This window comes from Corynebacterium sp. MSK158, from assembly GCF_030229085.1.
Taxonomy (GTDB): Bacteria; Actinomycetota; Actinomycetes; order Mycobacteriales; family Mycobacteriaceae; genus Corynebacterium.
Genome location: NZ_JASPHJ010000004.1, coordinates 15218 through 27598, shown reverse-complemented (window position 1 = coordinate 27598; position 12381 = coordinate 15218). Strand labels below are relative to the sequence as shown.

The following is a 12381-nucleotide window of genomic DNA, read 5'->3' as shown; positions in this document are numbered from 1 at the left end:
GAAGAGGTAAGAAAATGGCTCGTTACACTGGCCCCGCTACCCGCGTATCCCGCCGTCTTCGCGTCGACTTGGTCGGCGGCGATATGGCATTCGAGCGCCGCCCGTACCCACCGGGACAGGCTGGCCGCAACCGCATCAAGGAATCTGAGTACCTGCTGCAGCTCCAGGAGAAGCAGAAGGCAAAGTACACCTACGGTGTGCTGGAGCGTCAGTTCCGTCGCTACTACGCAGAGGCCAACCGCCTCCCGGGCAAGACCGGCGATAACCTGGTTATCCTGCTCGAGTCCCGCCTGGACAACGTAGTTTACCGTGCAGGTCTGGCACGCACCCGCCGCCAGGCTCGCCAGCTTGTCTCCCACGGTCACTTCACCGTGAACGGCAAGAACATCAACGTTCCTTCCTACAAGGTCACCCAGTACGACATCATCGATGTCCGTGACCGCTCCAAGAAGATGGAATGGTTCGAAGATGCTCAGGACGCCCTCATCGATGCCAACGTACCGGCATGGCTGCAGGTTGTTCCTGATACCCTGCGCATCCTCGTGCACCAGCTGCCCGAGCGCGCTCAGATCGACATTCCGCTGCAGGAGCAGCTCATCGTCGAGCTTTACTCGAAGTAAACTGTTATACCGCACGGCCTGTAATGGCCTGGCGGATAACCAGGAATCTTCAATCCCGAAGATTTTTACCCCTCTACCGGCGTCAAATAGCGGTCGCCGAAAAGGAGAATTTCAATGCTCATTTCCCAGCGTCCTCAGCTCACCGAGGAATTCATCGACTCGTCTCGTTCCAAGTTTGTTATCGAACCGCTCGAGCCGGGCTTTGGCTACACCCTCGGTAACTCGCTGCGTCGTACCCTGCTGTCCTCCATTCCGGGTGCAGCGGTAACCTCCATCAAGATCGATGGTGTTCTCCACGAGTTCACCACCATCAACGGTGTGAAGGAAGACGTTTCCGAGATCATCTTGAACATCAAGAGCATGGTGCTTTCTTCCGACTCCGATGAGCCGGTTGTTATGTACCTGAGCAAGGAAGGCCCGGGCGATGTCACCGCGGGCGATATCCAGCCGCCGGCTGGTGTGGAGATCCACAACCCGGATCTGCACATCGCTTCCCTGAATGACACCGCCAAGCTGGACATTGAGCTCGTCGTCGAGCGCGGCCGTGGCTATGTCCCAGCCGCTCCTACCTCCGGTGAGATCGGCCGCATCCCGGTCGACCAGATTTACTCCCCGGTCCTCAAGGTCTCCTACAAGGTCGAGGCAACTCGTGTTGAGCAGCGCACCGACTTTGACAAGCTGACCATCGACGTCGAAACCAAGAACTCGATTTCTGCACGCGATGCCCTGGCTTCCGCCGGCGGCACCCTGGTCGAGCTCTTCGGCCTGGCCCGCGAGCTGAACAACGCTGCTGAAGGCATCGAGATCGGACCCTCCCCGCAGGAGACCGAGTACATCGCTGCTTATGGCATGCCGATCGAGGACCTGAACTTCTCCGTCCGCTCTTATAACTGCCTGAAGCGTCAGGAGATCCACACCGTGGGCGAGCTCGCTGAATGCACCGAGTCCGACCTGCTGGATATCCGCAACTTCGGCCAGAAGTCGATCAATGAGGTAAAGATCAAGCTGGCTAACTTGGGCCTGGCTCTCAAGGACACCCCTGAGGACTTCGACCCGACCCAGCTCGAGGGCTACGACGCAGAAACCGGTGATTTCAAGGATCCGGCTGCTGAGGATTCCGAGTAAAGAACCCCGCTGACTTGCGGCAATGACCTAATTGCCGCGCGCTCAACTTTTACCGCATACGAGGAGTACACAATGCCAACCCCTAAGAAGGGTGCCCGTCTCGGCGGCTCCGCCAAGCAGCAGGCTCACATGCTGAGCAACTTGGCAGCCAGCCTGATCGAGCACGGCGCTATCAAGACCACCGATGCCAAGGCGAAGGTCCTTCGCCCGTACATCGAAAAGATCATCACCAAGGCTAAGTCCGGCACCGTTGCTGACCGCCGCGCAGTTCTGAAGCTCATCCCGCGCAAGGATGTTGTTTCTTACCTGTTCGACGAGGTTGCCCCGAAGTTTGAGAACCGTGAGGGTGGCTACACCCGCACCATCAAGCTGGACAACCGCACCGGCGACAACGCCCCGATGTCCCAGATCTCCCTCGTTCTCGAGGAGACCGTGACCTCTGAGGCAAACCGCGCTACCCGCGCTGCTGCTTCCAAGCAGGCCGAGGAAGCTAAGGCAGACGAGGCTGCTGAGACCGAGGCACCTGCCGAGGAGACCGCAGCTGAGGAGTCCGAGGAGAAGTAATTTCCCTTCGGCCCTAGCGCGTGGCCGCCGCCTTTCCCACCCGTGGGAGGGCGGCGGCTTTTTCATGTCCGCACCCAACCAGGGCTCAGCGCACGAACGACCCAGACCCAGCGCCGGCGGGCAGTCAACACTCCGGTAGCATGAAGCCCACTATGACAGATGCGGCATCGACTTCCCCCGAAGGGCCGGCGGACGGGTTCGTCCGCCTGCGCTTGGACTTGGCTTATGACGGCACGGACTTTCATGGCTGGGCCAAGCAGAAGGGTGGCCTGCGCACGGTGCAAGGCGTGCTCGAAGAGAAGCTCGCGATGATTGCGCGCACGGAGGTGCCGCTTACCGTAGCTGGGCGCACGGATGCCGGCGTCCACGCTCGTGGCCAGGTGGCGCACGTGGACGTTCCGGAAGAGATGCTGGCGCAGCGCTCGGTGGCGGGGGAGCCGGGAAAGCTGGTGCGTCGGCTAGCAAAGCTTCTGCCAGAAGACGTGCGCGTGCACGGCTGCGAGTTCGCACCCGCGGGCTTTGACGCGCGATTTTCGGCACTGCGTCGACACTATGTCTATCGGATTACTACCAATCCGCGCGGCGCGCTGCCGACGCGGGCGCGGGATACGGCCGAATGGATTAAGCCGGTGGATATCGATGCCATGCAGGACGCCGCCACCGCCCTGGTAGGCCTGCACGATTTTGCAGCCTTTTGTAAGGCCAAGCCGAACGCCACGACCATCCGTGAATTGCAGGAATTTTCTTGGCGCGACGTCTCTACGCCCGAAGAACCGGAGCTTTTTGAGGCCCGCGTGAGTGCCGATGCGTTCTGCTGGTCGATGGTGCGCTCGCTGGTGGGGTGCTGCCTGCGCGTGGGGGAGGGGCGCCGCGATGCCGACTTCGCCGCGGCACTGCTGCAGGAGACGAAGCGCTCTTCCAGCATCCCCGTGGCCCCGGCAAAGGGGCTCTCGCTCGTCGCCGTTGATTATCCGGCGGCTGACCAGCTGGCCGCTCGCGCTGAGGCCACCCGCGAAAGGCGCAGCGCCGACTAGCACCCAAGTGGCAGCCAGTGCTTACCTGGGATAGCCTGTGTGCTGGGTGTACACAGACTTTTCGGGGGAAATCATGGCACGTCCGCTGCCTACTACCAAGGCCCAGGTATCGGGCCATAAATTCTTGCGCCGCCGCGTCGAGCATGGGCTTGTCTTAGGCGATATCCGCATGATTCACGATCCATTGGCTAGGCGCCGCAAAGCGCTCCTTTTCGGCGGGGTCGGCGTCGCCTTCCTTGCGGTGGGCTCTGGTATGTTGGCATGGCTGCAGCCGAGCCCGCAGCCGGGTGATGCGCCGATTGTGCGCTCGGAGCAGGGCCAGCTCTTTGTGGATGTCAACGACACCTACCACCCAGTCTTCAACTTGGCGTCGGCGCGCATAATCGCCGGGCAGGCGGTCGAGGCGCAGACCATTGGGGATGAGCACCTGCAAGAAGCGCTACTGGGCTCACCGGTGGGTATCTCGGACGCCCCTGGGTACCTCGCGGCGGCAGGTGAGAATCCCCAGCGGCGATGGGTAGCGTGTTTGGCCGGCAAGGATGAGGCGCCGTCTACAGAAAACCCGACCAGCATCGGCGGCCACCAAGTAGCGTCGCAGGAGGTTATTGTCCTTGCTGAGCCCGAGCAGAAAAGCCTCGGTGAGGAGCGCGCCGCACTGGTGGAATCCGAGGGCACGCAGTGGCTTATCACAGAGGAAGGCCGCGTGGCGTTGCCAGATTCCTCCAGCACCGAAGGGCGCGTCGTGCGCCGGGCGATGGGCGTGGACGATGACACCCACACCTGGCCCGTGCCGCCCGAGCTGCTCAATGCCTTTGCGGAGCTGCCACCGCTGAACTTTCCGGCCGATCCGCCCGAGGTTGTCGATACTGGGCAGAGCCTGTGGGCGCGTACGGCCGAGGGCGTAGCGGAGCTCACGCCTCCGCAGGCGGAGATGCTCGCAGGCGTAGGCGCCAAGGAGACAACAGCCACGCCGCAGGAGATTGCCGCGCTTGCCGACGCCCCCTTAAACCTCAACCTTCCCTCCACGTCCTTCCGCTTCTTAAGCCCGGACGATGGCTGGATGTGCGCTGCTAACGAGGGCGGCGGGGTAGTGGTACCTGCCCAAGCAGGCACCGTCGCCTTGGCAGGTGAGTCGGTGGCCCATCGCTTTGGTGGGCTCAACGCCGGTGGCGTAGGCGTAGACAGCGGCCATGGCTATCACGTGGTGTCACCCACGGGGCAGCGGCACGAGGTCAAGGACAAAGAGACTTTGGAAGCCCTTGGCACCGGCGTGGGCGCGCAGGTGCCGTGGGAGATCCTGCGCTTGCTGCCGGAAGGCTCCGCGCTCAACCGTGAGCAGGCTCTGCAGGTTAGTTCTTAGGCCGTAGCCCGCGCCACACCGCCCACGCGGCAAGCGCCAGCGCTAACCCACCCAGCACCCAGGCACTGCGTGTGGGCGCACGCGAGTCGCCTTCGTCGGCGGGGCGGATGGTCATAACCCGGCTATCGACGTCCGGGCCCGCTTCCACGTGAGTGAGCACGGTGAGTGGGTCGATGAAGCCGTGTCCCGGTTCTGCGGCGTCCTCCAAGCGTTTGCGGAGGACGGCCGGGCTATCGTCGGGAAAGCGCTGTGCCAAGAGGGCAGCGGTGCCGCTGACCACCGGCGCGGCAAAGGAAGTGCCATGGAACTGAGCCATTCCGTCCGTGCCTTCCTTACCATCGGCCCATCCACCCGCGGGGTTGAGCGCAAGCGGGATGAAACCCTGCGCAGCAAGCTGGGGTCCGTCGGCCGAGTTCAGGGAGTAGTCAGCGAGTTCGTGCGAATCTGCTTGGGCGCTTACTGAGAGCACCGTGGGCGAATCCGCCGGAAAGACGCGGTCACCCATCTCACAGCTGCCAGATGATGCATTGCCGGATGCAGCGATCACCACGGCGCCGGAATCTTCCGCATGCGCCAAAGCGCGATCCAATCGGGAAGTATCGACCTGCGCGGCCACATCTGGAGGGACACAGGAGACAACGGAGATGTTGATGACGCGGGCACCGGCAGCGGCAGCATCATCGATGGCGCGGGCCAAGGTTTCCAGCGAGCCGGTGGTACTGTCCTCGGCTTCCTGGCGGTAGTGCGCGCTGGTCTGGCGCACAGCGAAAATCTCTGCTCGCGGGGCGATACCGATATCGTGACCGGCAATGACACCAGCCACGACGGTGCCGTGCAGGTCGCAATCGCGATGCGGCTCTGGGGCCTCTGGCGCGACAAGGTCCGCGCCATTGCTGAGATGTCGCAGTTGATCGTGACGGGCCACGCCAGTATCGATAACGGCTACTTTGACGCCTTCCCCGGTAGCAAAGGAATGTAGACGGGCCCGGTAGTCTAGCTGCTCCTCGCTTGGTTGGGGCGAAAGCGGTGAGGAATGCGCGGCGGCGCATTCGCGGTCCGGTTCGCGCGCGGCCGCGTAGGGTGCAGCAGTCAGTCCCGCAGCGAATGCAACTACTAAGGCGGTAGGTAGCACGCGCATTATCCCAGCCCCCTAATGAGCACGAAGACACCGGCAAGGTGCGCGGCCAGTGGCAGACTAGCGGCAATGGCCAGGGATTCTATGCGCTCAAACCACGCGATGGTGGTGGGCTCGAGCCCGGCCACCTTGGGCGCCCACAGCGGGGCGCTCAGCATGGCGAGGAGGACCAGGCAGGCAACAAGGACTGGCGCCCAGGCGTCGGCAAGCCCGGAATCCGCCACCGCGTGGGTAGCGCACAAGCACGTAGCGAGACAGGCGGTCATCGCCAGCAGCATCAGGGCCCAGCTAGCCAACGCACGACCGTGCCTGGCGGCATGCAGGACGACGGCACCCGCGGTGGTCACGCAGAGTGCTTGGACGAAGCCCACGCCGGTGTGCTCAGCGCCAAAGAGCACCGCAACGTACTCGGCGAGAGAATCGGGCGCACCGCTAGTCGGCGTCAAGGCCGGACCACTGCCCGTCAGCGAGAGGGCGATTAGGGCCGGAATGAGACAGAGCGACAACCCGCAGCACATTCCCTCATAGGCGCTGCCGGCGCGCCGGGCACGGATATCGACATCCGGCTGGACGGCGTCAGAAACCGCGAGGTCTTGGCCGGCCGTGGGCAGCTGCGGGACTTTGAGCCCAGCAGTGGCAACGGTCAGCGCAGGAGCTGCGGCCAGCAGGATAATGCCGGCGATCACCACGCAGGCGGCGGCCGCCGTACCGTGGCTGCCCTGGAGACCCGTCCCTGGTCCGGGCAGCAGGTAGCCCAAAGCCGCGACCAACAACAGCACTGAGACGGTGAGTGCCACGGCAGTAGTGCGAACCGTGCTCAACCCGGTGACATGGCAGGCAAGCAGCACGATGAGGAGGGCGACGCAGGCGGTGAGTGCGGCAAAGGGGGCTTCGCCAAGCGAGGGCGAAATCACCACCCAGCCACACGCCATGCCAGCTACCAGGCTAAGGTGCACCAGTGATAGGGCACGGGTCCACAAGGCGAGCAACAGGGCTCCAGCGGTCAAGGCCGCCCACGCCGCTAGGGGAAGGGTGCTAACCCACACTAGGGCGAAGGCGGCAAGGAGCCCTGCCCATGCCCAGATGGTGGGAAGGGCGGCGGTAGTATCCTCCTCAGCCGTGGCGGCAAGCGATTCCGCTGCATCCCGAATCACCGGTGCAGGCCGGCGCTCGCGCGGACTAATAACAAGAATGGAGCCTTCCGTGAGCGCAGTGGCAGCCAACGGGGCAGTGAGATCGATGGCGCGGCCGGAGACTGTACTGGCGCGCCAGGGTTCAGAAATGGTGGGCGCATCCACCAAGTCAGTGATCTCCGCCAAAAGCTCTCCCACGCTGGAGCTTAGCGGTAGCGCCACGTCCGCCTCCTTGTGGAAGGCGCCGGCATGAATGCGAACGGTAAGGCGCAGATGATGCGCCGTTGCAGTAGTCATGATGTCCCCCGAAAAATGTATGGATTGTGGGCGTCCCCCTTGCCCAATGCCACATATTGTGGCTTACTAGTGGCGACGTGTCCACCGCAGCGCGGGGAATCTTGGCAGGGGGCCAAGGGCGCTTGGCGCGTGGCTCGGGGGAGGTTATTTAGGCATGCTTGGGATCGGGGATACCCGCGTCATTGAGCCGTTGACCATGCCATTGCGGGATGCTGCGCCGCCGCTGCCCACCGGCAGCATCGAGGCGGAGGAAGTCCCGGAGGCGGTGCGCCCGCAACCGGTGCCGCTGGTGCGGCTGTTGCTTCCGGTGGTGATGATTGCGGCGATGCTCGGAATGGTCGCCCTCATGGTGTTAGGCGCTGGGGAATCCCGGCAGATTAGCCCGATGGCCTTGATGTTTCCATTGATGATGCTGGCGAGCATGGCCATGATGTTCGGGCCCAATAACAGCGGGCAGGATCCGGATGAAACCCGGCGCACTTACCTGCGCCACATCAAAGCCTTGCGGGAAAAGGCGCTGCGCAATGCCTCGGCGCAGCGTGCACATGAAAGCTATCGCCACCCGGCACCGGTGGAACTTAGCACTCTAGTCGGCTCGCGCCGCATGTGGGAGCGTGGCCCGGATGACTCGGACGCCCTCGAGGTACGCGTGGGAACTGGACCAACGACTTTGTGCACCCCCATCAACGTGCCGGATTCCGGCGCCACTGAAGACCTGGACCCGGTGTGTGCGGTAAGCATGCGCCAGACCATTAAGGCGGTGGGCACTGTGCCCGATATGCCGGTGGTTATCCAACTGCAGGCCTTTCGCTTCTTGTCCGTATCCGGAATAGCGTCGACTCGGGGCGAAGAGCCCGCAGATCCCTCCCGCGATTTGGTGCGCGCAATGGTGCTGCAGATGGCGTTGGCGCATGGCCCGGAAACCTGCGGTATCGAGGCCATCGGCGGCCAGTGGGAGTGGCTGAAGTGGCTGCCCCATGCGCGCACACCGGAAAAGGCGCGCTTTCGTATCCTCATAGTCGATGGCGTGCTGACCACGGGCACCGAAAACTTTTTCCACGATGATTCCTATACCACCATCATTGAGGTTGGTGGGGCGCCGTCTTCGGCGCTGGGGGTACGCGCTGAGCACGAAGGCCTAAGCCTCGTGGCTGGGGAGCAGCTGCAGGTGGTCACCGCGGCAGGGGTGGAAGACCTTGGTTCTCCCGACGGAATGAGTGCGGCCGGTGCGACATTGCTTGCGCGCAGTATGGCCTCCTACCGCCGCCCCGATAGCACTTCTGGCCGGCGCGGCAGTGACCTTATGGGCCTTCTGGGCTATCGCGATGTGGAAGAGTTAGCGGCCAGTGGCATGTGGCATGGCCGGGAGGGGTCGGCGCGTCTCATGGTGCCCATCGGTATCGATACGGTGGGTCAGCCCGTCACGGTGGATCTCAAGGAATCGGCCCACGGCGGTATGGGCCCGCACGGACTGTGCATTGGTGCGACCGGCAGCGGCAAATCCGAGCTGCTGCGCACCCTTGTCACCGCGCTGGCGGCTACCCATAGTCCGGACGAGCTTAACCTCGTGCTCGTGGATTTCAAGGGCGGCGCGACATTCTTAGGCTGTGACCGCCTGCCGCATACTTCCGCGGTGATTACCAACCTGGAGGAGGAATCTACTCTGGTAGAGCGCATGTACGATGCCATCTCCGGCGAGATGAACCGGCGCCAAGAGCTGCTGCGCACCGCCGGAAACTTTGCCAATGTCAGTGAGTACAACGCTTCTGCTACCGCCGTGCGTGAGCATGGGCCCTTGCCGGCCTTGGTTATCGTCGTCGATGAGTTCTCGGAGCTTTTGGGCCAGCACCCGGATTTCGCGGAACTCTTCGTCGCCGTCGGTCGCTTGGGGCGCAGTCTCCACGTGCACCTGCTTTTGGCCTCCCAAAGGCTCGAAGAAGGTCGCTTGCGGGGGTTGGATTCCCACTTGTCTTACCGAATCGGCCTGAAAACCTTCTCCTCAGCGGAATCCCGCCAGGTATTGGGCGTGACCGATGCCTACCACCTGCCCGGCCAGCCCGGCGCGGGCTACCTCAAATCCGATGCCGAGGCCTTGACCCGCTTCCAAGCTTCCTATGTGTCCGGGCCCCTGCCGCGCCGGGCGCTTGCCGACGCCTCCGTGGACCACCCAGCCCCAACCCGAGGCCGGGTGCAGCTCTTTCAAGGCTGGTCCCAGGAAGAGGACAATACTAGCGCTGCGGTGGTTCTTGATGACTCCACCACTGTGCTTACCGAGGTCGTGCGCGCCGCAGCAGAAGAGGCCCACATGCGCGATCAATCGGCGCACCGCATCTGGCTGCCGCCGCTACCGCCGGTCATTGAGTTATCCGCGTTGCCGGGGCTTTCCGGTGCAGATGACGCGGGTGCAGTCTCGCCCACAGCGGACCAAGGGCCGCTGCGTGCGCCCATCGGCATCATCGATAGGCCGTATTACCAACGCCAGGATGAGCTGAGTATTGATTTCACCCAGCACGGCGGACACATGGCCCTGTGTGGTGGCCCGCAGTCCGGAAAATCGAGTGCGCTGCGCACGATCGTCTCTGCGCTAGCTCTACAGCATGACCCGCAGGCAGCACGCTTTTACGTCATCGATCTTGGTGGCGGTCAGCTATCGTCCCTAGAACGACTGCCCCACGTGGCCGGAGTTGCCGGGCGCGAGGAGGGCGAAAAGGTACGGCGCATCGTCGACGAAGTAGCTGGCTTTATCCGCCGCCCAGAAGGGTGCGCAACCTTCCTTGTCATTGATGGCTGGCACCACATCGGTACCTCGAATGCCGAGTTTGAAGACATAGCGGAGAAGGTCACCGAGATCGTCGCCGATGGCGCCTCCGCCCACGTGCATGTCATCATTGCCACTTCGCGGTGGACCACGATGCGCCCGGCTATCCGCGATCTCATTGCCAACCGCCTCGAGCTGCGCCTGGGCGAGGCCTTGGATTCGCTCATCGACCGCAAACTACAGCAAAAGCTCCCCAGCGCTCCGGGCCGCGGGCTCACCTTGGCCGGTGAGAATATGCTCTTAGCTCGCACCTCCAACCAGGACATCGCCCATATCTGCCGCGTGCATGCTGCGGCTGACCCAGTTCCACAGCTCAAGATGCTGCCCGCCGTGCTAACCCCGTCCGCACTCGCAGCTCAAGGGGGCGTGCCCACTGGCGAGATCGCCTGGGGCATCGGCGGGCGCGACCTCGATACGCTGACCTGGAATCCGTCGCGCGAGCCGCACCTAGTGGCCATAGGCGCGCAGGGCTGCGGTAAATCCACCTTCCTGGCGCAGATAATGCGGGGGATCAGTGCTTTTGCGCGGGAAGACGCCCGCCTTGTGGTCATCGACCAGCGCCGAGCCCACTTGGGAACCTTGGACCAGAACATGGTTGCGGCCTATGCCGCGACGCAGTCGAGCGCACAAGAGACCATTGTCGATACAGTCCGGACCCTGGAATCTCGCTTGCCTGGCCCGGACATCACCCCGGCGCAGCTCGCCGCACGCGATTGGTGGCAGGGCCCAGACATTTACCTAGTCATCGATGATGCGGACCTGCTGAGCGATATTGCCCTCTCGCCGCTATTGGAGTTGCTTCCCCATGCCCGCGACATTGGCCTGCACCTTGTTATCGCTCGCAAATCCGGTGGCATCGGCCGTGCCCTCTTTGGCCAATTCTTTTCCGCGGTGCGCGATCTGCAGCCGGCACTGCTGCTTTTCGACGCCGACCGCGACGAAGGAACCATCTTCGGACTCAAGCCCTGCCACCAACCACCCGGCCGCGGTCAGTGGAGCATCCGCGGTGAAAACCTTGGCGTCGCCCAAGCGGTGTACCTAGAAGGAGAGAAGTAAATGAGCACCAATCTCAGTCCGCATACGCCAACCGAGACCCCGATCCCTACTGGTGGGGAGACCACCGCCGTCCCCATTACCATCACCATCCTAGATGCGGCCACCATCTTTGAAGGCCCCGAAACGGTCTACCGCTATGACCTGCCGGGAACCGGCATTGTGGAAGGCTGGGCCTTAGGCCAAGTCATGGATCAGATATCCAAGATGGCGGGACCGTCTTGGCCCGACGTAGAAGCCTGCGTGGTGGCAGACTCTTCCGGCACGGACATTGCGCAGGAAGCTACCACCATCATTTGCCGGCAATTAGAAGTTACGGGTGTGCGCCTCATCGATCCAGAACCAACCCTCTCCCCACTAGCCGCTCCGGACCTACTCGGTCCGCCCCCTCACTCGGCTACTGAAGCCACTGATTCGGCACCTCCCACTACGGTGATGGAGGCGCCTGCCTACGACGAGCTGGTAACGCCACGCTGGACCGACCGCCTGCGCGGTTGGCTCGGAGCTATCGATATCTTTCATGTGGCAATTGCCGTGGTCATCATCGCCGTGGCCGGAGCCTCTTGGTGGGCTATCGGTGCCCAAGCTTCAGGCGATGGCGACGCCGCTTCGGATACCGCGCGCCCGCAACCCCGCGCCGCCGAGCCAAGCCGCGATGGTGCAGCGGAGTCTGCACCGGCCTCGCCACCACCGGGTACTACTGGTGCGCCGGAATCCGGCAGTGACGAATTGAGCCCAGGTGAAAAGCGCTTAGACGTGGAGGGAATGTCAGTAGTCGTGCCCAGTGGGTTCCACACCAAGGTAGAAGATGGTCTGGTCACCGCCACTGGGGAAGACCCGAACCTACGCATCCTGCTGGCGGCGGATGAGATGTTTAACGTGCCGGCGGATGCCCTGTTTAAAGAAATTCACGCGCAGGTTGACGAAGATCCGGCGCTTCGCGATGCCACCGATGAGGCCGGGCGACTGACCTATACCGAAGACCCTGGGGACGGCTCCTTGGTGGAATGGACTACCTGGGAAGACCGTGGGCACCAGATGTCCGTGGGGTGCCATACCCGGCATAACTCCAACGCCGTTCAAAAGGCGGCCTGCCGCATGGCCACGGAAAGCCTGGTCAAAAAGTAGTCTTAAAAACTTTGCCCCAGCCGGGAACCGTTTGGCGGAAAGTTCAGTCCAATAAAAGTGAGAAAGCACAGATGCGAAGCACAGCTGCTTTTTCGGGGGAAATACACACAATCT

The 12381-nt window shown here is 63.0% G+C and carries 9 protein-coding genes; 7 read left to right on the top strand and 2 right to left on the bottom strand.

The window, feature by feature from the left end; all coding sequences use genetic code 11:
- The first annotated feature begins 14 nt into the window (after positions 1–14).
- The 5 genes from rpsD (at position 15) to eccB (ending at position 4703) form a co-directional block, all read left to right on the top strand.
- Positions 15–620 (top strand): 30S ribosomal protein S4, encoded by a 606-nt coding sequence (gene rpsD, locus QP915_RS04380; protein WP_005322762.1) that lies wholly within the window; start codon positions 15–17, stop codon positions 618–620.
- 114 nt (positions 621–734) lie between these two features.
- Positions 735–1745: a DNA-directed RNA polymerase subunit alpha gene (locus tag QP915_RS04375; protein ID WP_005322760.1), complete on the top strand. Its 1011-nt coding sequence runs from the start codon at positions 735–737 to the stop codon at positions 1743–1745.
- A gap of 72 nt (positions 1746–1817) precedes the next feature.
- Positions 1818–2309 (top strand): 50S ribosomal protein L17, encoded by a 492-nt coding sequence (gene rplQ / locus QP915_RS04370; protein WP_239278100.1) that lies wholly within the window; start codon positions 1818–1820, stop codon positions 2307–2309.
- Between the two features lie 140 nt (positions 2310–2449).
- On the top strand, positions 2450–3343 hold the full coding sequence (truA, locus tag QP915_RS04365; protein WP_284768250.1) for a tRNA pseudouridine(38-40) synthase TruA: 894 nt from the start codon (positions 2450–2452) through the stop codon (positions 3341–3343).
- Positions 3344–3416: 73 nt separating this feature from the next.
- Positions 3417–4703, top strand: a complete 1287-nt coding sequence (gene eccB / locus QP915_RS04360; protein ID WP_284768248.1) for a type VII secretion protein EccB — start codon at positions 3417–3419, stop codon at positions 4701–4703.
- On the opposite strand, the gene QP915_RS04355 is transcribed toward eccB, so the two are convergent.
- Positions 4693–5841 (bottom strand): S8 family serine peptidase, encoded by a 1149-nt coding sequence (locus QP915_RS04355; protein ID WP_284768247.1) that lies wholly within the window; start codon positions 5839–5841, stop codon positions 4693–4695. The two genes, eccB and QP915_RS04355, sit on opposite strands and share 11 nt — an antisense overlap.
- A complete protein-coding gene (eccD, locus tag QP915_RS04350; RefSeq protein WP_284768245.1) occupies positions 5841–7268 on the bottom strand; it encodes a type VII secretion integral membrane protein EccD in 1428 nt (475 codons plus the stop codon). The genes QP915_RS04355 and eccD overlap by 1 nt, the downstream gene beginning before the upstream one ends.
- Positions 7269–7422: 154 nt before the next feature.
- Here eccD and eccCa point away from each other — a divergent pair, with 154 nt between their 5' ends.
- Together eccCa and QP915_RS04340 are read left to right on the top strand one after the other, a co-directional pair.
- Complete coding sequence (gene eccCa / locus QP915_RS04345; protein ID WP_284768243.1) at positions 7423–11142, top strand: type VII secretion protein EccCa; 3720 nt, start codon at positions 7423–7425, stop codon at positions 11140–11142.
- Positions 11143–12267, top strand: coding sequence for a type VII secretion-associated protein (locus QP915_RS04340; RefSeq protein WP_284768242.1), 1125 nt, complete (start codon positions 11143–11145; stop codon positions 12265–12267). It abuts the gene before it with no gap.
- Positions 12268–12381: the final 114 nt, after the last annotated feature.